Genomic DNA, 19,518 nt, shown 5'->3' on the forward strand with positions numbered 1-19,518 from the left:
GGGCCATGGCTGAGGACGACTTCACCGAACACCGTCCACTGCTGTTCACCATCGCCTACGAGATGCTGGGCAGCGCCGCCGACGCCGAGGACGTGCTGCAGGAGAGCTATCTGCGGTGGAGCGCGGTCGATCCGGCCACGGTCGAGCATCCGCGCGCCTACCTGGTCCGCGTGGTGACCCGGCAGGCCCTCAACCACCTGCGCACGGTCAGGGCGCGGCGCGAGGACTACGTCGGCCCGTGGCTGCCCGAGCCGATCCGCACCGCGCCCGACGTGAGCGACGACACGATCCTGGCCGAGTCGGTGTCGATGGCCATGATGCTCGTCCTGGAGACGCTGAACCCGACCGAACGCGCGGTCTTCGTACTGCACGAGGTGTTCGGCTACACCCACGGCGAGATCGCCGCCTCGGTCGGCAGGACCGAGGTCACCGTCCGGCAGATCGCCCACCGCGCACGCCGGCACGTCCACGCGCGCCGCCGCCGCTTCGAGCCCGACTCCGATGCCGCCCGCGAGGTCGTCCAGCGGTTCCTGCTCGCGGCGACGACCGGCGAAGTCCAGGCCCTGATGGACCTGTTGGCCCCCGACGTCGTGCAGATCTCCGACGGCGGCGGGAAGGTGGTCGCCGCCCGCCGCCCGATCACCGGCCGTACCGAGGTCGCCCGCTTCGTCCTCGGCGTGCTGCGCACCACCACCGCCGCCACCCGTATCGAGCACGCCACCTACAACGGCATGCCCGCGGCCCGGTTCGTCACCGACGGCGAACTCGACTGGCTGGTCGCGTTCGAGATCCACGACGGACGGATCACCGGCCTCTACGGCATCCGCAACCCGGACAAGCTGCACCGCGCCGAGGCGGTGCTCCCACTCGACAGAGGAGGCCACCAGCCGTGGAAACCATGACCGTCGAGCGCGTCATCGACGCCCCGATCGAGGACGTGTTCGCCTGGCTGACCACGACCACCAACTACACGGCGTCGCCGCTGATCCTGCGCTGCCGTCTGACCCGGCACGGCGCGGCCGCGCCCTACGGGGTCGGCGCGGTACGCAACCACCTCTGGCTCATCGGCTGGTTCCGGGAACGCATCACCCGGTACGACCCGCCGTACGCCACCGAGTACGTCGTCGAACGCAGCCTGCCGCCGTCCCGGCACGAACTCGGCCGGATGACGTTCACCGAGGTCGACGGCGGCACCCACGTGTGCTGGACCACCCGCGCCGAGATCCCGGTCCCGCTGCTCGGCGCCTTCCTCACCCGGCGCCTCGCACGACCGGTCATCACCCGCACGTTCCGCAACATCCTCGACACCGCCGATGCCGCGCTGGCCCGGCACCCCGACCGGAGGCGAGCCTGACGGCGGCTATGTGCCGACGGGCGGAGACCGGCCCCGCCCCGCCGTTCAGGCCGGGCGGGTCCCGACCACGATCGTGGCGTACAGCTCGTCGGAGGCCTCCACCCGGGCGAGCAGTCCGTCGTGGGTGAAGGCCTCGACGGCCCGCGGCGCCTGGCGCTCGCTCGTCTCGACCAGCAGATGGCCGCCCGGCGCCAGCCACCGCGGGGCGGCCGCGGTCACCCGCCGGAGCACGTCGAGCCCGTCCGCACCGCCGTCGAGCGCCACCAGCGGCTCGTGATCACGTGCCTCCGGGGGCAGCAGCCCGACCTCTTCGGACGGTACGTAGGGGACGTTGGCCACCAGGATGTCGATACGCCCCCGCAGGGCGGCCGGCAGCGGGTCGAAGAGGTCGCCCTCGTAGACCTCACCGCCCACGGCGGCGATGTTGCGGCGGGCGCAGCGCACCGCCGCGGGCTCGATGTCGGCCGCGGACAACTCGACCCGTTCCAGGCCGGCGGCCAGCGCGGCACCCACCGCGCCGGAGCCGCAGCACAGGTCGACGGCGACGAGGGGGCGCCGGGTGCGGCCGGTGGCCCGGCGGCCGAGCTCCACGGCCCGCCCCACGAGGAACTCGGTGCGGCGGCGCGGCACGAAGACACCGGGGTCGACGGCGACCCGCAGACCGCGGAACTCCGCCCAGCCGACGACGTGTTCAAGCGGCAGGCCGATCACCCGCCGCTCCACCATGACGGCGAGTTCGTCCGGCGTACGCGCCGCGGAGACGAGCAGCTCCGCCTCGTCCTCGGCGAAGACGCAGCCGGCTGCGCGCAGCCTGGCGACGACGGCGGAGCGGGGGAGCGGTGCCACGTGCCCGGGGGCGGGAGATGGCGACTGTGCGGAGGTGAGAGGTGACGACTGCGCGGGCGGTGACTTCTGAGATGACGACATGTGAGCCCTTTCGGGGCGCCGAGGGCGCTTACCGGGTCACGCGTGCCGGACGGTCACCTGCACCGGGTGGGCCGTACGGGCGTGAGACGAAAGCGCCTGCCTGCTCTGGCGGGGTATCGGTCTCACCTCCTCGGTCGGTCCACTACTGGCACGCAACAGTACCTGACCTGGGGCGGGGGCAGATAAGGGGGTGGGGCAGGGCGGGGCGGGGGAGGCGGAGGACGGGGCGACCGCGCCGACCGGTGCCGAACGGGCGCCTCGCCCTGACAGCAACCTGCAATCCAGGTGTCGTTGACTTCGAGTGCGCTCCAATGAATACCGTCCCGAAGGGGACTCCGGGAAAGGCCCGGCCCAGGAGGTAGCGCAGCATGACCACGACCAACATTCCTTCGCGCAAGCTCGGTGACCTGGTGGTTTCCGCGCAGGGGCTCGGCTGCATGGGGATGAGCCACGGCTACGGGGAATCGGACGACGAGCAGTCGATCGCGACCATCAACCGGGCGCTCGACCTCGGCGTCAGCCTGCTGGACACCTCCGATTTCTACGGTGCGGGACACAACGAAGAGCTGATCGGCCGGGCCGTCGCGGGGCGGCGCGACGAGGTGGTGCTGGCGACCAAGTTCGGGTTCGCCAACCGGCTCGGCGAGCCGACCGCGATCCGGGGTGACGCCGCCTTCGTACGGCAGGCCTGCGACGCGTCGCTGCGCCGGCTCGGGGTCGACCACATCGACCTCTACTACCAGCACCGCGTCGATCCCCGTACCCCGATCGAGGAGACCGTCGGGGCGATGGCCGAGCTCGTCGCGGCCGGCAAGGTGCGGCACCTCGGATTGTCCGAGGCGAGCGCGGCGACGCTGCGGCGGGCGCACGCGGTGCATCCGATCGCCGCGCTGCAGAGCGAGTGGTCGCTGTGGACCCGTGACCTGGAGCAGGAGATCGCGCCGGTGTGCCGTGAACTCGGCATCGGCCTGGTGCCGTTCTCGCCCCTCGGCCGGGGCTTCCTGACCGGGCAGTACACCTCGGTGCAGGGGCTGGCGGAGTCCGACGTCCGGCGGACCCAGCCCCGCTTCGCCGACGGCAACCTCGAACAGAACCTGGCCATCGTCGGCAAGCTGAACGAGCTCGCCGCGCAGAAGGGCGTCAGCGCCGGACAACTCGCGCTGGCCTGGGTCCAGTACCGAGGAGACGATGTCGTGCCGATCCCCGGCACGCGTCGGCAGAAGTACCTGGAGGAGAACCTCGGCGCACTCGCCGTCGAACTGTCCGCCGACGAACTCGCCGCCATCGACGCCGCGGCCCCCGCGGCCGGAGTAGCCGGGACCCGTTACGACGAGGTGAGCTTGACGTTCGTCGACGGCTGAGGCTGACGGCCCGAGAAGACGGCCCCGAGAAGGGGAGGGGTGGGGCCATGGGGGCGGGTGGGTCCGGTGAGGAGGCCGAGGGGCGGGATCGCGGTAGGCGGCATGGCATGGTCCGTGCCCACGGCCTCGGCGGCGCACAGGATGCGGGTATCAGCCTCCCCTCCCTAGACTCTTTGCAGCGCGACAAGGCCGGTGGTGACGGCGGCCCGGGCAGGGGCCGCCGCCCGTGCGGAAGGACGGCGCGCCATGGACTGGAAGCTCGAACTGGTGCCGGTTCCGGTGTCCGATGTGGAGCGGGCGAAGCACTTCTACAGCGAGCAGCTGGGCTTCGCCGTGGACCACGACGTCTGCGTCGGCGACGGCGGGGTGCGCATCGTGCAGCTGACGCCGCCGGGATCGGGCTGCTCGATCGTCATCGGGAGCGGTGCCGGCGTCACACGGGTGCCGCCCGGTTCGGTGCAGGGGCTGCAGCTCGTGGTCTCCGACATCGCCGCGGCCCGTGCGCAGCTGGTCGGACGGGGCGTCCCGGTCAGCCCCGTGCAGCACGTCGAGGACGGAGCGATGGCCGACGGCCCCGGTGGGGCCTGGAACTCGTTCGTCTACTTCAACGACCCGGACGGAAACGGCTGGGCACTGCAGGAGCGGCCCGAGGAGGTCTGAGGCGCCCCCCCGGTCGATGTTTCCGGACGGCAGCCGGATGCCGGCGGGCTCTCCTAGGGTCTGGTGGATGACGACGCCTCAGGAAGACTTTCTGCGAACCTTCCACGCCGCTCGTCCGGCGGTGACCGTGCGGGCGATGGCCCACGGGCGGGCCGGGGACGGCCGGTCGAGTTACGAGATCCTCCGGGACCGGGTGGCGGCGTGCCGGCGGGTGCTGGACCTGGGCTGCGGCGACGGGCTGCTGCTGGAACTCCTTGCCGCCCGCGGCCCGGGCCCCGGCCGGGCGGCCTCCGCGCTGGCGGGGCTCGACCTGTCCCCGGAGGAACTGGCGCTCGCACGTCGGCGTCCGGGTCTCGACCGGGCCGATCTGCGCCTCGGGCGCGCACAGCAACTGCCCTTCCCGGACGGCCGGTTCGACGGCTGTGTGTCCCATATGGCGCTGATGCTGATGAGCGATGCGGAACGGGTCGCGGCCGAGGTCGCGCGGGTGCTGGCGCCGGGGGGCACGCTGGCCGTCGTGCTGGGGGGCGGCGCAGCCGGCGGGGAGGCGTACGAGACGTTTCTGCGGCTGGCCAAGCCGCGGTTCGAGGCGGCGCCCGAGGGGGAGCGGATACCGCCGCTCGGGGACCGGCGGCTGCGGACCCACGAGGGGTTCGACGCGGTGTTCGGCCCGGCCGGATTCGGCCCCGCGGAGTGGGAGACCGTACGGATCGATCTGACCGGGTCGCCGGAGCGGGTCTGGGCGACGGTGGGCGGCATCTACGACCTCGGGCCGCTCGATCCCGCGGTCACGGCGGAGCTACGGGGGCGCTTCGAGGCGGAGACGGCGGCGTCCGCACTGCCGGACGGGCGGATCCCGTGCGCGATGCGGGTGCACATCGCCACGGCGGTGCGGCGGGACGGCGGCCTCCGGGGTGGGCGGGCGCCGGGTGCCCCGGGCGGCCAGGGGCCGGCGCCTCGTTGAGCCGGGCGCCGGCGGGCGGGGCCGGGGGTGGGGCCTTCCGGTCCCGTGCACCGGCCACGGTCCCGGCCTCGTTCACCGGTCACGGCCTCGTTCACAGGCCCTGGGCGGCCATCCACTCCGGGTCGGGGTCGATGATCTGCAGTACCTCGATCAGGGCGCCCTCGGGCCCCCAGACGTTGAAACGGCGCTGGCCCCACGGCTCGTCGCGTACCGGTTCGGCGATCGGCACACCCTTGGCGCGCAGTGCGGCCTCCTCGGCCGCCGCGTCCTCCACGAGGAAGGCGATCACGATGCCGCCGGTGTCCTGAGTGCGAAAGCCCTCGGGCATGGACTCATGGCCGCGCTGGACGAAGTCCAGGGTGAATTCGGGGTGCTGGGGGTGCTGGAGGCTGGAGTACCAGTCCAGTTCCGCCAGCGGGCGGAAGCCGAAGTGGTCGGCGTAGAAGCGGGTGCTGACGGCGACATCGTCGGTGAGCAGGGCGGTTCCGAGCTTGGCGAAGCGCATGGTGGTCCTCTCCGTTCGCGGTCGGCCGGTCCGGCCGCGGCAACAACTCCAGTTGTAGTACTCTGCCTGTAGTGGTTGCAAGTCGTTTTCTGGGAATGCTCGGAAGGAGTGCGGACGGCATGGTGCGAGGTGGACGACATGGTGCGTAACCCGGAGCGGCGGGCGGCGCTGGTGGATGCCGCGATCGAGGTGCTGGCGCGGGACGGTTCGCGCGGGCTGACCTTCCGGGCCGTCGACGAGGCCGCGGGCGTGCCCAAGGGCACCGCCTCCAACTACTTCGCCAACCGGGACGACCTGCTGGGCCAGGTCACCGGGCAGATCCACCAGCGCATCGCGCCCGACCCGGACGAGGTCGCCGAGGTGATGGCGGCGCCGCCGAGCCGGGCGCTGGTCGTCGAGCTGCTGAGCTGGCTCAACCGCCGGGTGGCCGAGAACCGCACCGGCTATCTGGCGATGCTGGAGTTGCGCCTGGAGGCGACCCGGCGCCCCGAACTGCAGGTGGAGATGGTCCGGGCGATCCGGACGACGCTCGACGACGACCTCCGCTTCCACCTGGAGAGCGGGCTGCCGGGGGACCGTACCGGCGTGACGCTGATCTATCTCGCGATGACCGGGCTGATGCTCGAGCAGCTCACGCTGCCTGGAGTGGTCCCGGTCGAGGAGACCGACGGCCTGATCTCGGCGCTCGTCGACCGTGCGATCGCCGCGCAGGACGGCGCGGGGGACCAGGAGGTCTCCCCGTAGGGGTGTCGCCCGTCGCCGACGTCCCGGGGTGGCGCGGCCAGGGCGTGTCCGCGCCTCAGGCGCCGTAAGGGCGGGCCGTACGGGCCTCGCGGAGGGCCACGGCCCACCAGGTCAGCTGGTGGAGCAGGGCGTCGGCGGCCTGTGCGACGGGGGCCGGGTCGTGCAGCCGGCCGGCGTCGTCGAAGAGGTTGCCGGCGAACGCGAAGCTCACCGTCTCGCGCACCGTCGTGGCGTGCAACTCGGCGAAGACCAGCCGCAGTTGCTCGACGGCGCGGAGCCCGCCGGAGATCCCGCCGTACGAGACGAAGCCGACCGGCTTGGCCTGCCACTGGGGGTGCAGCAGGTCGATGGCGTGCTTGAGCGGGGCCGGGAAGGAGTGGTTGTACTCGGGGGTGATCACGACGAAGGCGTCCGCCTCGTCGACGCGCTTGGCGAACGACTCGAACTCCTCGCTGCCGTGGCGGAGTTCGTACGGGCGGACGGTGTCCAGGTCGACGACGTCCACGTCGATGTGGGCGTGGCTCTCGGCGTGCCGGGTGAACCAGTTCGCGATGACGGGTGCGAACCGGCGCTCCCGGGTGCTGCCGACGATCACTGCGAGGCGGTAGCGGTGCTCGGACATGTGTGGCCCTTCGTGGCGTGGCGGGTGAGCGGCGGACGGCGGTGTCACCGTCGCCGAAACCCGACGCTAGGACCTCAAGCAGACTTGAGGTCAAGCGCCACGGAAACCTTGTTCAGCCGCCATGACGAGCGCCGCTCGCCCCTCACCGCAGGTGTCATTTACCTGCCGTCACGGGCGCCCCTCGCCCGCCGTCACGGGCGCCCGCCCGCCGGTTCACTGCGCCCCGAACAGCTTCAGCAGTTCCGTCTTCTCGAACATCCGGGCCGTCTCGATCGCCGAGGGCGCGCCGGCCGACGGGTCCGCGCCGTGCGCGATCAGCACCTTGACGACCTCGTCCTCGCCCTTGAACACCGCTCCGGCCAGCGGGGTCTGGCCGCGGTCGTTGGTGCGGTCGACGTCGGCGCCGCGCTGCAACAGGGCCTCCGCGGTGGCGGCGTGGCCGTGGTAGGCGGCCAGCATCACCAGGGAGTCGCCCCTGTCGTTCGCCAGGTTGGCGGGGACACCCGCGTCCACGTACGCGGCGACGGTGTCGGTGTCACCGTGCCGTGCCAGGTCGAAGACCTTCGCCGCGAGCTGCAGCACCTCGGGGTCGTGCGCGTGCTCGATCGCCTCGGGTCCCTGCGGCTCGGGATTCGCGTCGCTCATGGTCGCCGGCCTCCTGCTGTGGTGGATGGTGCGTGCACTGTCATCGCCACTTTATGCAGGCCATGGCCGTCGCGGCAGCGGTCGCGGGGCCGATGGTGGCCGGGAGTTGCCCGTCTGCCGACGGCTCCCGGCCATGTTCGGCCCGAGGGGCCCTACGGGCTGGGCGAACAGATCCCGTAGGGGGCGCGACGGCCCCCTGTGGGTCCACAACGTGGTGGGTGTGGGCGGTATTCCGGCGCGGGCCGGGTGATCCGGTCCGGACGGACGCCCGCCTGTGCCCTCCCTCAGAACGCCGCTCGGATCTCGCCCACTCGTACGCCGCCGCCCAGCAGTGGTGCGTCCTCCAGGCGGGACAGTACGGGGGAGTCGATGCCCATCTGGCGCAGGGTGCGGGCCAGGATCGGGCCGAGGGTGCGGGTGGCGCCGTCGTCGATCTTGAAGGCCACGGCGCGGCCGTCCGGGAGGGCCAGTGCCTGCACGGCCTCGGCGCCCATCTTCGACAGGGTGCCGGGCAGCGCCTGCATCAGCCAGGTGTCGGGGCGGCGAGTGCCGGCGACGTACTCCGGGTGGGCGCGCATCGCGTCCGCCACCCGCCGCTCCGGGGTGCCCGGCTCGGCCAGAACGAAGTGCCGGAAGGCGCGGGCCAGGCCGGTCAGGGAGAGCGAGAGAAGCGGCGCGCCGCAGCCGTCGGTGCCGATGTGGGCGACGTCCTCGCCGCTGGCGCTGCGCACGCCCTCGGCCACCAGCTGCTGCAGCGGATGGTCCTGGTCGAGGTACGACGCCAGCGGCCAGCCGTTGAGCGCGGCGGCGGCCAGCATCGCGGTGTGCTTGCCCGAGCAGTTCATGGCGAGGCGGTCACGGACCCGGCCCGAGGCGAGGTAGGCCTCCGCCTCCGCCGGGTCCAGCGGCAGGTCCGGCGGGGTCTGCAGATGGTCGGGGGTCAGGCCGTGCTCGGTCAGCATCGTGCGCACGAGATCGAGGTGGAAGGCCTCGCCGGAGTGGCTCGCGGCGGCCAGCGCCAGCCGCTCACCGGACAGCTCCAGGCCCGCCCGCAGCACCGCCGCCGCCTGCATCGGCTTGTTCGACGAACGCGGGAAGACCGGGGCGGCCACATCGCCCAGCGCCGATTCCACGCTGCCGTCGGCCGCGAGCACCACGAGCGAGCCGCGGTGCCGGCCCTCGACGAAACCGGAACGCACGACCTCGGCGAGGACGGGAGAGACCGGAGAAGCCGGGGCGGCCGGGGAAGGCACCGAAGCGGCGGACGCCGGGGCCGGCGCGGGGATCGGGGTGGGCGAGGACGAGGTCATCGGCGGCCTTCCGGGTGGGGGAGTGACCTTCTGGCCCGGAGGCTTGTGGCCCGTTCAGGACAGCAGGTCGTCTACTTGTGCTTCGCCTTCACGGTACCTGCGGGCGATTTCCGCGCTGCACTCGTCGGTGGTCCGCTGCAGCGACTGACGGCGCTGCGAGACCTGTCGCTCGTAGCGAATCAGCCGACCCATGGCGTCGTGCAGTTCCTGGTCCGTACGCGCGGTGAGATCGGACAGCTCCACGTCACCGAGCATCTCGTCGGCCAGCCTGCGGTACTCCTCGCTGTGCGGGGTGCCCAGCGTCACATGCCGCGCCGAGGAGCGGTGCCGGGACGGCAGGTCCGTCAGGATCTCCGGCAGCCGGTCGAGCAGCGGTGAGTGCTGCGCGGTACGGCGGGCGATCTCGGCCCGCAGGATGTCGATCCGGCCCTGCAGCAGCCGCCGCAGATAGCTCAGATCGGCCTCCTCCTGCTGCGAGTCGCGCCGCACCACCCGCAGCTCGGGCAGCCCCAGGCCGGAGAGATCGGGAATGTCGGCCGGGCGGCAGTGGTCGCGCTGCTGCGGGGGGCGGGGGTGCTGAGCCTGGCCTGCCTGGAGCATGGGGCCGTCCTCGGTGCCGGCGGGCTCGACCCGAGCCGCTGCCGTGGTCGTAGTGGTGGTCGGTGCGGTGGTGGTGCTCGTCGTGGAGGCGGCCGGCGGCGCCGGTGGGACGGGTACCGCAGATCCGGGGTCTGGTGCGGGGGAGGCCGGTGGTGTCCGTCCGGTCGGTGTCGTACGGGCGGTTGGTACGGGCCCGGGTGTCTGTCCGGCGCCGAGAGTGCTCATGAATCGTTCCGTCCCCTCGTCCGGTGCCGCGTCCAGGGCATGTTGTCCATGAAACGCACCACGTGCACGCATCGTGCCACTCTGGGCGGTCCTTCTGCAGGGCCATGGCACCCGAACGGCCCCTGTACGGGCACGGCTGTCCGAAGCGCTCCGCCTGCCCGGCATCATGGCGGGTATGCGAGCTGTGGTGCAGAGAGTTGACGGCGCACGCGTCGAAGTGGCGGGCGAGACGGTCGGGGAGATCGTGGGGGAGGGCCTGTGCGTGCTGGTGGGCGTGACCCACGACGACACCCCGCAAAAGGCGGCGCAGCTCGCCCGGAAGCTGTGGTCGGTGCGGATGCTGCAGGGCGAGAAGTCCTGCTCGGACACTTCGGCGCCGCTGCTGGTGATCAGCCAGTTCACTCTCTACGGTGACGCCCGCAAGGGCCGTCGCCCCACCTGGAACGCCGCGGCGCCGGGACCGGTGGCCGAGCCGCTGGTCGACGAGGTCGTCGCCCAGCTGCGGGCGCTGGGCGCCCAGGTGGCCACCGGCCGCTTCGGTGCGCAGATGAAGGTGTCGCTGACGAACGACGGACCCTTCACGGTGCTGGTGGAGGTCTAGGGCCCGTCCGACGGGTCAGCGGCGGGCAGGCCGTGGTCTGCGGGGCGCGGCCTGCGGGGAGCAGCCTGAGCCCCGGGGCGTGGCCCCCGGCCCCGCCCCGCCCCGGGCGTCCCCTACGGCTCGACCACGACCTCCTGCGCCGCCGCCGTGGTCCCCGCCATCAGCTCGGCGTCCACCGGGACGTTGCGCTTGACCAGGGCCAGGGCGATCGGACCGAGCTCGTGGTGGCGGGCCGAGGTCGTGAGGAAGCCGAGCTGGCGGCCCTCCGGGCCGTCCGCGGCCAGGCGTACGGGGGTGCCGTGCGGCGGCAGATGCACCTCGCTGCCGTCCAGGTGCAAGAAGACCAGCCGGCGGGGCGGCTTGCCCAGGTTGTGGACGCGGGCGACGGTCTCCTGGCCGCGGTAGCAGCCCTTCTGGAGGTGGACGGCGGTGCCGATCCAGCCCAGTTCGTGCGGGATGGTGCGGTGGTCGGTCTCCAGGCCCAGGCGCGGGCGGTGCGCCTCCACCCGCAGCGCCTCCAGCGCCAGCACGCCTACCGCCGGGCCGTCCGCGGCCGCGGCGAAGGACTCCAGGTGCTCGCGCGCCAGGAACAGGTCGCGGCCGTGCGCGGTCTCGCGTACGACGGTGTCCGCGGGGGACTCGGTGATGGAGCCGGCCGGCAGATGCACCACGGCGATCTCGGCGGTGCGGTCGGCGACCTCGACCCGGTAGAAGAACTTCATGCTCTCCAGGTAGGCGATCAGCGCCTCCTGCCGGCCCGGCTCGGTGTGCAGCCAGGTCGTCTCGCCGTCGTCGACGAGGTACACGGCGTGCTCGATGTGGCCGTGCGCGGAGAGGATCAGCGCCTCGGTGGCCTGGCCGGGCGGGAGTTCGCTGACGTGCTGGGTGAGCAGCAGATGCAGCCAGGTCAGCCGTTCGGGGCCGGTGACGGTGACCACCCCGCGGTGGGAGAGGTCCACGAAGCCGGAGCCGTCGGCGAGGGCGCGCTGCTCGCGGAACAGGTCGCCGTAGTGCGCGGCGACGCCTTCGTCGGGCGCCTCGGCGGGGACGGCGCCGGGCAGCGACAGCAGGGGGCTGGCGGGTGATTGTCGCAGCATGGGGCCAGCCTACGACCCGCCGGCGGTTGCCTCAGCCGTCGCCCTCCTCGGACGCGGTGCGGCAGTTGGCGCAACGCCCGAAGATCGCGAAATGCTTCATGTCCGTCTCGAAGCCGAATTGTTCGCGCAGCGTCGCGGTGAACGGCTCGGCCACCGACAGGTCCGCCTCGATGACGTCCGTGCAGTCCCGGCACACCAGATGGATGTGGTGGTGGCGGTCGGCGAGGTGGTACGTCGGCGCCCCGTGCCCGAGGTGGGCGTGACTGACCAGGCCGAGCTCCTCGAGGAGCTCCAGCGTCCGGTAGACGGTGGAGATGTTCACCCCGCCCGCCGTCTTGCGCACCTCGGTGAGGATGTCGTCCGGGGTGGCGTGCTCCAGCCTGTCCACAGCCTCCAGCACGAGCTGACGCTGCGGGGTCAGGCGGTAGCCGCGCCTGCGGAGGTCGCTCTGCCAGTCGGTGGTCACCACACCGCCAGTGTAGGAGGCCGGGCGCGGGCGTGTACGCCCGCCGCGTCAGCCGCCCGCCCGCACGCCGCGCAGATAGCCGGCGAGCGCGCTGACGGCGGCCGGGTTGCGGGGGCTTTCGACCAGATCGGCGTAGTCCATGACGTAGATCCGGTCGTTCTTGACGGCCGAGACGTTCGCCAGCGGCGGGTAGGACTTCAAGAACGCCTTCTTCTGCGCGCCGGTGGGGGTGCCGTAGTTGTTGACGACGATGACGTCGGGGTCGCGGGCCACGACGGTCTCCCAGCCCACGGTCGTCCAGGAGTCCTTGAGGTCCTTCATCACATGGTCGCCGCCGGCCTTGGTGATGATGTCGTGCGGGCCGGCGTACCTGCCCGAGGTCAGCGGCTTGTCGCGGCCGTCGTCGTAGAGGAAGACCGAGGGGCGGCGGGCGGGCGCGGGGGCCTTGGCGGCGGCCTCGGCGACCTGCGCGCGGTACTTCTTCACCAGCGCGGCGGCCCGGTCCTCGACGTGGAAGATCTTCCCGAGGTTCTCCAGGTCGGCGTAGAGCGCCTCCAGGGGCGGCAGCACGCCGCGGGAGCCGCCGGAGGCGCCGTTGCGGCAGGACTCGGTGAGCACATAGCTGCCGATGCCGAGCTTCTTCAAGGACGCCGGGGTGAGGTCGTTGTCCTCGCCGAAGCCGTAGTTCCAGCCCGCGAAGACCAGGTCGGCCCGGGCGTCGAGCGCGATCTCCTTGGTGATGGCCTTCTTGGAGAGCCAGGGGACCTTGCCGTAGGCGTCCTTCCAGGCCACCGCGTCGATCCTGCCCCGGTAGGCGGGCATGACGTACCCGGCCATGTGGTCCTCCAAGCCGAGCGCGAACATGATGTCGGCGATCCCGACGTCGTTGGTGACCACGCGCCGGGGCGCCTGGCGGTAGGTCGTGGGCACACCGCAGTTCTCGACGGTGACCGGGTAGTGGCCGTCGGCGGCCCGGCCGGCGGCGCGGTCCGGGGCGACCTCGGCCCCGCAGCCGGTCAGGGCGAGGGCGAGGACGGCGAGCAGGGCGGCGGGGCGGCGGATGCGCATGGTGGTCCTCACGGGGCGGTCGGGGCGATGCGGTCGAAGAGCAGTTGCACGGCGCCGGATGCGGGGTGCGTGACGCGGTGCGCGCGGACGTGGAAGACCTCGGCGAGCAGGTCCTCGGTCAGCACCTCGTGCGGGGCGCCGGAGGCGACGATGCGGCCGCCGGTGATGACGTACAGCTCGTCGCAGTGGACGGCGGCCAGATTGAGGTCGTGCAGGGCGGCGAGCACGGTCGGGCCGCCCCGCGACCCGTCCCCGGCGCACCCCCAGTCCCGCACCAGCGCGAGCACCTCCAACTGCTGTGCGATGTCGAGGTGGTTGGTGGGCTCGTCGAGCACCAGCACCCTCGGCTGCTGGGCCAGCGCGCGGGCGATCAGCACCCGCTGCTTCTCGCCGCCGGACAGGCTCGCAAAGCCGCGGTCGGCCAGATGGCCGGTGCCGGTGCGCGACAGCGCCGCCGCGCAGATCTCCCGGTCGGCGGCGCCGGGGCGCCCGGAGCCGCCGCGCTGGTGCGGCAGCCGCCCCATCGCGACGACCTCGGCGGCGGTGAAGTCGAAGTCGGTGGCGGTCTCTTGGGGCAGCACGGCCAGATGCCGGGCCTGCTCGCGGGCGGTCATGGCGGCCAGCTCGGCGCCGTCCAGCCGGATGGTGCCGGCGGCCGGGCGCAGCGCGCGGTAGACGCAGCGCAGCAGGGTGGACTTGCCGCTGCCGTTGGGGCCGACCAGCCCGATGAACCGGCCGCTGCCCGCGTGCAGGGTGACCTCGCGCAGCAGGCGCACGCCCGCCACGTCCACCGACACGTCCTCGATGTCGACCCGCATCAGGCACCGCCCGAGAAGCTGTAGCCGCGCCGCCGCATCAGCACGACGAAGCAGGGCACGCCGATGACGGCGGTGATCACCCCGACCGGCAGCTCGACGGGCGCCAGCAGCACACGGGACAGCGCGTCCACCCACACCAGCAGCACCGCCCCGAGCAGCGGTGCGACGGCCAGCACCCGGCGGTGGTCGGCGCCGACCAGCATCCGGGCCACATGCGGCACCATCAGCCCGACGAAGCCGATCGCGCCGCTGACCGCGACCACCGCGCCGGTGACGGCGGCGGAGATCACGAACAGCTCGCGGCGCATCCGCCCGGCGTCCACGCCCAGCGCGGCGGCGGTCTCGTCGCCCATGGCCAGCGCGTTCAGCCGGCCCGCGGTCAGCAGCAGACGGGCCAGCGCGGCGGCCACCGCGACCGCGGCGATCGGCAGCGAGCCCCAGCCGGCCCCGCTCAGGCTCCCCAGCAGCCACATCATCGCCGAGCGGGCCGCCTCGCCGCGGTCGGCGGTGAAGACCATCAAGGTGGTCAGGGCGGAGAAGCCGTAGTACATCGCGGTGCCGGTCAGCACCAGCCGCAGCGGGGTGAGCCCGTGGGCGGTGCGGGCGGCCGCGTACACCAGGGCCATGGCCAGCAGCGCGGAGGCGAACGCCGACACCGACAGCGCCCAGACGCCCAGTGCGCCCAGCGCCCCGAAGAGCAGGACGGCGTTGGCGCCGACGGCCGCGCCGGAGGATATGCCCAGGACGAAGGGGTCGGCGAGGGCGTTGCGGACCAGTGCCTGGACGGCGACGCCGATGGCGGCCAGCCCGGCGCCGACGACCGCGGCCAGTACCGTCCGGGGGAAGCGCAGCTCCCACACGATGGTGTACGGGGCGACCTCGTCGGGCGCGATGGCGCCGCCGGTCAGCCCGGCACCGAGGTAGCGCAGCACCTGCGCCCAGCTCACCCCGGCGGCGCCGAGGCCGACGCCGCACAGCAGGGAGCCGAGGAGGACGGCGCACAGCGCGGCCACCAGGGGGGTCGTTCGGGCGGGGGGTGCCAAGAGGGGCCTGCGCCTTCGGCTCGGGCCGCGGGCGCAGGAAAGGAGCGGCGGCCGGGGCGCCCCGGCTCACACCGGGAGGCGCCCGAAGGCAACGGCTACGTCCCCTCGCAGTCCACGGCGAGTTGAAAGGATCGGGCGCCGCCGCGGGCGATCGGGCTTGCGGAAGGGGGCTTCCGCTTACCGTTGCGGGTCAGCGCCGGACTCTCACCGGACTTCCCCCGCGGGGCGCGTCACACGAAAGGGCCGGATCAGCCCTGGTACGGAGTGCCGTCCGGGTTGAAGAAGGCGACCCCGTCCGGCATGTCGTCGGGCAGGCTCTCGGCCCACTCCTTCAGGCCGGCGACCTTCTTCAGGTGCGCCGACATGTACGGGCGCAGCGGCACGTCCGGGGTGGACTTCTCGCCGACCCACATCAGGTCGCCCTTGACGTAGCCGTAGAGCCGCTTGCCGCCGCTGTACGGGCCGGAGGCGGCGGTGCGGGCGACGGCGTCGGTGGCCAGGTCGATCTGCGGCTTCTTGTCGGCCAGCTCGCCGTACCAGACCTCCACCACGCCCTGGTCGCGGATCATGACGATCTCGACCTTGCGGTCCGCGTCGACGCGCCAGTAGCCGCTCTCGGTCTCCAGCGGGCGGACCTTGTTGCCCTCGCTGTCGAGCACCCAGCTGTGCGAGGTGTATTCGAGGAAGTCACGGCCGTCGTGGGCGAAGATGACCTCCTGCCCGAAGTTGCACTTCTCGGTGCCCGGGAAGTCGGCGACGCCGGCGCCCTCCCAGCGGCCGAGGAGGAAGGCGAGCGGCACCAGGGCCGGGTTCAGGTCGGACGGGATCTCGATCATGACAGCTCAGGCGATCTTTTCAGGGGGCAGTCGGCAGGGGTGCGCGAAGCGCTCTGGCGAAGGTCGGTGCTGGGCGGCGCGCAGGCCGGTCAGCGCTGGCCCTGGTACAGCTTCTTCCAGGTCAGACCGGCGAACGCGATCACGCCGACGCCGACCAGAATCAGCAGGGTGGTGAAGAATGCCTCAAGCACGACGCGCTCCTTGGACGGAGTGAGGGTGTAACGGACCGCCTGCGAGTCTAGTCGGCGCGGGTGACGGCGGCGCTGTGAGGTCTTCCCCCGAGCTCTAAAGGAGCAAGGGGCGCCCCCATCGCGCCGGTGCCCGCCCTACTCTTGACCTTATGGCGAAGAAGCTCGTGATCAAGGTGACGGCGGGCGCGGACGCGCCCGAGCGGTGCTCGCAGGCGTTCACGGTGGCGGCGGTGGCGGTGGCCAGTGGCGTGGAGGTGTCGCTGTGGCTGACCGGCGAGTCGGTGTGGTTCGCGCTGCCGGGCCGGGCGGCCGAGTTCGAGCTGCCGCACGCCGCGCCGCTGCCGGAGCTGATCGACGGGATCCGCGCGGGCGGCGGGGCGATCACGGTGTGCACCCAGTGCGCGGCCCGGCGGGACATCGAGCAGAAGGACCTGATCGAGGGGGCGGGCATCGCCGGGTCCCAGCTCTTCGTCAGCGAGATCATGCCGGATGACGTGCAGGCGCTGGTGTACTGACCGTGGTCCCGACGGACGCGCACCGGGCGCCGGTGTACTGAGCGCGCCCGGCCGGGCGGTCTACCGCGGATGCTTGTCGTCGCCCCGGTCGTCCAGCTCGCGCCACCAGCGGTCGGACTCGGGGTCGCCGGACTCGTCCCACCAGCGCTCGCCGGGCTCCCGCCGGTTGCCGATGATCGCCGCGATCGGCGGGATGACCATCGCGGCCAGGCACATGCCCACCGCGGCCGGCACCGACCACAGCCGCACCACGCCCCAGGCCAGCACGAACAGCACCAGGCACACGCCCATCAGCACGAAGTAGCGGCGGTGGCGGCGCTCGGCGGGCGACCGGCGGCGGCTGTCCATAGCTCCACGGTAAGTCCGCGGCGGGGCGGAAAGAAGCCGCCGCGAAGGCCCGTTCCGCTCCCCCCGGCACGCCGAAGGGCCGCACCCCCGCAAAGGCGTCCAAACCTCTGGGGTGCGGCCCTCCGGCCGTACGAAGGTGCCCGAAGGCCGCCGTCAGACGGCGATGGCGACCTCCGCCAGGCCGCCCTTCTGGGCGACGACGGTGCGGTCCGCGGTGCCACCCGGGACCAGGGCGCGCAGCGTCCAGGTGCCCTCGGCCGCGTAGAAGCGGAACTGTCCGGTCGCGGAGGTCGGAACCTCGGCGGTGAACTCTCCGGTGCTGTCCAGGAGTCGGACGTAACCGGTGACGGGCTGGCCGTCGCGGGTCACGCTGCCCTGGATCGTGGTCTCACCGGGCTTGATGGTCGAGGCGTCCGGGCCGCCGGCCTGTGCTCCACACATAGCGGTACTTCCTTGAGGGGTTCGGGGGAGAAGCTGTCTTGCTTACTTGTTGGCGCCGAGCTCGATCGGGACGCCGACCAGGGAGCCGTACTCGGTCCAGGAGCCGTCGTAGTTCTTGACGTTGGTCTGGCCGAGCAGCTCGTGCAGCACGAACCAGGTCAGCGCGGAGCGCTCACCGATCCGGCAGTAGGCGATGGTGTCCTTGGCGAGGTCGACGGACTCCTCCTCGTAGAGGGCCTTGAGCTCGTCGTCCGACTTGAAGGTGCCGTCGTCGTTGGCGTTCTTCGACCACGGGATGTTGCGGGCGCTGGGCACGTGGCCGGGGCGCTGCGACTGCTCCTGCGGGAGGTGCGCGGGGGCGAGCAGCTTGCCGCTGAACTCGTCGGGGGACCGCACGTCGACCAGGTTGAGGTTGTCGATCGCGGCGACGACGTCGTCACGGAAGGCGCGGATGGCGGTGTCCTGGGCCTTGGCCTTGTACTCGGTCGCCGGACGCTGGGGCACCTGCGCGCCGTCGACCAGGTCGCGCGAGTCCAGCTCCCACTTCTTGCGGCCGCCGTCGAGCAGCTTGACGCTGTCGTGGCCGTAGAGCTTGAAGTACCAGTACGCGTAGGAGGCGAACCAGTTGTTGTTGCCGCCGTAGAGGACGACGGTGTCGTCGTTGGCGATGCCCTTGGCGGACAGCAGCTTCTCGAAGCCCGCCTGGTCGACGAAGTCGCGGCGCACCGGGTCCTGGAGGTCCTTCTTCCAGTCGATGCGGACCGCGTTCTTGATGTGGTTCTTGTCGTAGGCCGAGGTGTCCTCGTCGACCTCGACGATCACGACCTTCGGGTCCTCGAGGTGGGCCTCGACCCAGTCGGCGTCTACGAGGACGTCGCTACGGCTCATGTTCTTCTCCTCCGGGGCAGTTGCGGGGGGCGGTTGCAGACTTGCACGCGGGTACGCCGGTTATGCGCCGATCTCTTCCGGAAGGCCCGATTCATTCGAACGGGGACCAAAGTGGCGCCGAGTGGGGACTCGCGGGGGGTTGCGGCCCTGAAGGGCCGACCGGGCGAGGGGCTCCCTCCGCTGCTCCGAGAGCTCGGGGGAGGGTGCTCAAGCCCGTCAGGCAGGGCGACAGAGCATGGCGGCGACGCGACACAGGTCTACTGCCCGCCGCTTCGTGAGTACCGCCTGTCCCCGATGCCGGAGAGGGCTCCATGCGCTCTGCATGGCACCGATCGTAGGGACGCGGAGCCGGGCATGTCACCGGTGTGTCAAATACCGAGACGTGATTGTCCGTGATGTGGGATGAGAGGTGGTGCGGGGCGGGCGCGGGCGCCGGCCCGGGGCCCGCGCGCCGGTGGGGGGTCTGGCGTACGGACCGGGTGTCTCAGGAAATGGACGGTGGGTCGGTCGACGGCGGGCCGGTGGGGCGGCCCGCCGTGAACCGCCCGGTCAGCCGGGGAGCTTGACGTCCGTGCCGGAGGCGGAGATCGAGATGCCGTCCGCCCGGGTGGTGACCTTGTCCAGCTTCAGGTTGCCGGGCAGCTGGTCGAGCTTCCACTCGTGGTCGGTCTGGGAGCGCACCTTCGACTCGCAGCCCGGGAGCACCTTGCACATCGTGGGGACCTTGTCGGCCCGCAGCCGGACGGTGTTGCCGTCCACCGTGAGGGAACCGGTCACGTCCAGCGAGCTCAGCAGCGGGACGTTCGGCGAGATCTTGACCTGGCTGCGGCCGTCCTTCTGCCCCGCGTAGGAGATCTTGACGCCGCCGCCCGCCGCCTTGGTCAGGTCGGCGTAGCTGATCCGGGCCGTGCCGGTGGCCGAGGCGGCGCTCTGGATGGACATGTAGTCGCTGGTCAGCGCCACATCGTGGAACTGTGCGGAGAGCTTGTCGATCCGCAGGGTGCGCCCCTCGGCCCGGGCCTCGATGCCGCCGAGTTCGGCGTCGACCTCGTCGATGCTGCGGCCGGCGACCTGGGTCAGGAACGGGAAGCCCTTGATGGAGACCACCGGGGTCCGTTCCAGACCCTGGCTGCCGCGGATCTTCTCGGCGGCCTTGTCCTCGGCGAGATTGACCGCCAGCCGGTCGGCGCCCACGAAGAGCCCGCCGAATATGACGAGGATGATCAACAGCACGCGAAGTGCACGCATCGAACCACTTCCCCCACACCTGGGCCGGAACCCGGCCGGAT

The 19,518-nt window shown here is 72.2% G+C and carries 25 protein-coding genes; 8 read left to right on the forward strand and 17 right to left on the reverse strand.

Annotated features, from left to right (window positions below):
* Positions 1–5 precede the first annotated feature (5 nt).
* Positions 6–902 carry an RNA polymerase sigma-70 factor gene (locus tag AC0680_RS16650; protein WP_478629007.1) on the forward strand — a complete coding sequence of 299 codons (897 nt, stop codon included), beginning with the start codon at positions 6–8 and terminating at the stop codon, positions 900–902.
* Complete coding sequence (locus tag AC0680_RS16655; RefSeq protein ID WP_478629010.1) at positions 890–1,354, forward strand: SRPBCC family protein; 465 nt, start codon at positions 890–892, stop codon at positions 1,352–1,354. The genes AC0680_RS16650 and AC0680_RS16655 overlap by 13 nt, the downstream gene beginning before the upstream one ends.
* 45 nt (positions 1,355–1,399) lie before the next feature.
* Here AC0680_RS16655 and AC0680_RS16660 read toward each other — a convergent pair whose 3' ends face one another.
* Entirely contained in the window at positions 1,400–2,281 is an 882-nt protein-coding gene (locus AC0680_RS16660; RefSeq protein ID WP_478629013.1) for a putative protein N(5)-glutamine methyltransferase, read from the reverse strand.
* Between the two features lie 368 nt (positions 2,282–2,649).
* Between AC0680_RS16660 and AC0680_RS16665 the strand changes: the two genes are divergently transcribed.
* From AC0680_RS16665 to AC0680_RS16675, 3 genes are all read left to right on the forward strand, one after another.
* On the forward strand, positions 2,650–3,642 hold the full coding sequence (locus AC0680_RS16665) for an aldo/keto reductase (protein ID WP_478629015.1): 993 nt from the start codon (positions 2,650–2,652) through the stop codon (positions 3,640–3,642).
* Between the two features lie 246 nt (positions 3,643–3,888).
* Positions 3,889–4,302, forward strand: coding sequence for a VOC family protein (locus AC0680_RS16670; protein ID WP_478629017.1), 414 nt, complete (start codon positions 3,889–3,891; stop codon positions 4,300–4,302).
* A 67-nt stretch (positions 4,303–4,369) separates the two neighbouring features.
* Positions 4,370–5,266: a class I SAM-dependent methyltransferase gene (locus tag AC0680_RS16675; protein WP_478629020.1), complete on the forward strand. Its 897-nt coding sequence runs from the start codon at positions 4,370–4,372 to the stop codon at positions 5,264–5,266.
* 91 nt (positions 5,267–5,357) lie between these two features.
* Here the strand turns inward: AC0680_RS16675 and AC0680_RS16680 are convergent, their stop codons facing one another.
* Complete coding sequence (locus tag AC0680_RS16680) at positions 5,358–5,771, reverse strand: VOC family protein (protein WP_478629021.1); 414 nt, start codon at positions 5,769–5,771, stop codon at positions 5,358–5,360.
* Positions 5,772–5,909: 138 nt separating this feature from the next.
* On the opposite strand from AC0680_RS16680, the gene AC0680_RS16685 reads away from it, so the two are divergent.
* Positions 5,910–6,515, forward strand: coding sequence for a TetR/AcrR family transcriptional regulator (locus AC0680_RS16685; RefSeq protein WP_478629022.1), 606 nt, complete (start codon positions 5,910–5,912; stop codon positions 6,513–6,515).
* Positions 6,516–6,570: 55 nt separating this feature from the next.
* On the opposite strand, the gene AC0680_RS16690 is transcribed toward AC0680_RS16685, so the two are convergent.
* The 4 genes from AC0680_RS16690 to AC0680_RS16705 form a co-directional block, all read right to left on the reverse strand.
* Positions 6,571–7,137, reverse strand: coding sequence for an NADPH-dependent FMN reductase (locus AC0680_RS16690; RefSeq protein WP_478629025.1), 567 nt, complete (start codon positions 7,135–7,137; stop codon positions 6,571–6,573).
* 213 nt (positions 7,138–7,350) lie between these two features.
* Positions 7,351–7,782, reverse strand: coding sequence for an ankyrin repeat domain-containing protein (locus AC0680_RS16695; RefSeq protein ID WP_478629027.1), 432 nt, complete (start codon positions 7,780–7,782; stop codon positions 7,351–7,353).
* A gap of 284 nt (positions 7,783–8,066) precedes the next feature.
* Positions 8,067–9,092 carry an asparaginase gene (locus AC0680_RS16700; protein WP_478629029.1) on the reverse strand — a complete coding sequence of 342 codons (1,026 nt, stop codon included), beginning with the start codon at positions 9,090–9,092 and terminating at the stop codon, positions 8,067–8,069.
* Between the two features lie 54 nt (positions 9,093–9,146).
* Positions 9,147–9,692, reverse strand: a complete 546-nt coding sequence (locus AC0680_RS16705) for an RsiG family protein (RefSeq protein WP_384425609.1) — start codon at positions 9,690–9,692, stop codon at positions 9,147–9,149.
* Positions 9,693–10,092: 400 nt separating this feature from the next.
* On the opposite strand from AC0680_RS16705, the gene dtd reads away from it, so the two are divergent.
* A complete protein-coding gene (gene dtd, locus AC0680_RS16710; protein ID WP_468977144.1) occupies positions 10,093–10,518 on the forward strand; it encodes a D-aminoacyl-tRNA deacylase in 426 nt (141 codons plus the stop codon).
* A gap of 113 nt (positions 10,519–10,631) precedes the next feature.
* Here the strand turns inward: dtd and ygfZ are convergent, their stop codons facing one another.
* The 6 genes from ygfZ to AC0680_RS16740 all read right to left on the reverse strand — a co-directional run bounded on the left by ygfZ (position 10,632) and on the right by AC0680_RS16740 (position 15,846).
* A complete protein-coding gene (ygfZ, locus tag AC0680_RS16715; protein WP_478629032.1) occupies positions 10,632–11,615 on the reverse strand; it encodes a CAF17-like 4Fe-4S cluster assembly/insertion protein YgfZ in 984 nt (327 codons plus the stop codon).
* A 31-nt stretch (positions 11,616–11,646) separates the two neighbouring features.
* Positions 11,647–12,084 carry a Fur family transcriptional regulator gene (locus AC0680_RS16720; protein WP_478629033.1) on the reverse strand — a complete coding sequence of 146 codons (438 nt, stop codon included), beginning with the start codon at positions 12,082–12,084 and terminating at the stop codon, positions 11,647–11,649.
* A gap of 45 nt (positions 12,085–12,129) precedes the next feature.
* Positions 12,130–13,149 carry an ABC transporter substrate-binding protein gene (locus tag AC0680_RS16725; protein WP_478629036.1) on the reverse strand — a complete coding sequence of 340 codons (1,020 nt, stop codon included), beginning with the start codon at positions 13,147–13,149 and terminating at the stop codon, positions 12,130–12,132.
* 8 nt (positions 13,150–13,157) lie between these two features.
* The gene (locus AC0680_RS16730) at positions 13,158–13,967 is read right to left on the reverse strand and encodes an ABC transporter ATP-binding protein (RefSeq protein ID WP_478629038.1); all 810 of its coding nucleotides are present in this window, start codon (positions 13,965–13,967) and stop codon (positions 13,158–13,160) included.
* The gene (locus AC0680_RS16735; RefSeq protein ID WP_478629040.1) at positions 13,967–15,010 is read right to left on the reverse strand and encodes a FecCD family ABC transporter permease; all 1,044 of its coding nucleotides are present in this window, start codon (positions 15,008–15,010) and stop codon (positions 13,967–13,969) included. Before AC0680_RS16735 ends, AC0680_RS16730 begins: the two co-directional genes overlap by 1 nt.
* Before the next feature lie 248 nt (positions 15,011–15,258).
* A complete protein-coding gene (locus tag AC0680_RS16740; protein ID WP_384424756.1) occupies positions 15,259–15,846 on the reverse strand; it encodes a heme-binding beta-barrel domain-containing protein in 588 nt (195 codons plus the stop codon).
* A 340-nt stretch (positions 15,847–16,186) separates the two neighbouring features.
* Between AC0680_RS16740 and AC0680_RS16745 the strand changes: the two genes are divergently transcribed.
* Positions 16,187–16,552 (forward strand): DsrE family protein, encoded by a 366-nt coding sequence (locus AC0680_RS16745; protein ID WP_086718474.1) that lies wholly within the window; start codon positions 16,187–16,189, stop codon positions 16,550–16,552.
* Positions 16,553–16,612: 60 nt separating this feature from the next.
* Here AC0680_RS16745 and AC0680_RS16750 read toward each other — a convergent pair whose 3' ends face one another.
* From AC0680_RS16750 to AC0680_RS16770, 5 genes are all read right to left on the reverse strand, one after another.
* Complete coding sequence (locus tag AC0680_RS16750) at positions 16,613–16,900, reverse strand: DUF3099 domain-containing protein (RefSeq protein WP_478629043.1); 288 nt, start codon at positions 16,898–16,900, stop codon at positions 16,613–16,615.
* 153 nt (positions 16,901–17,053) lie between these two features.
* Positions 17,054–17,341 carry a DUF1416 domain-containing protein gene (locus tag AC0680_RS16755; protein ID WP_030660503.1) on the reverse strand — a complete coding sequence of 96 codons (288 nt, stop codon included), beginning with the start codon at positions 17,339–17,341 and terminating at the stop codon, positions 17,054–17,056.
* 42 nt (positions 17,342–17,383) lie between these two features.
* Positions 17,384–18,229, reverse strand: a complete 846-nt coding sequence (locus tag AC0680_RS16760) for a sulfurtransferase (protein WP_478629046.1) — start codon at positions 18,227–18,229, stop codon at positions 17,384–17,386.
* Positions 18,230–18,445: 216 nt separating this feature from the next.
* Positions 18,446–18,553: an Ms5788A family Cys-rich leader peptide gene (locus AC0680_RS16765; protein ID WP_384424762.1), complete on the reverse strand. Its 108-nt coding sequence runs from the start codon at positions 18,551–18,553 to the stop codon at positions 18,446–18,448.
* Positions 18,554–18,778: 225 nt separating this feature from the next.
* Positions 18,779–19,477: an LmeA family phospholipid-binding protein gene (locus AC0680_RS16770; RefSeq protein WP_478629049.1), complete on the reverse strand. Its 699-nt coding sequence runs from the start codon at positions 19,475–19,477 to the stop codon at positions 18,779–18,781.
* Positions 19,478–19,518 lie beyond the last annotated feature (41 nt).

It is taken from the genome of Streptomyces sp. NPDC043738 (assembly GCF_056436545.1).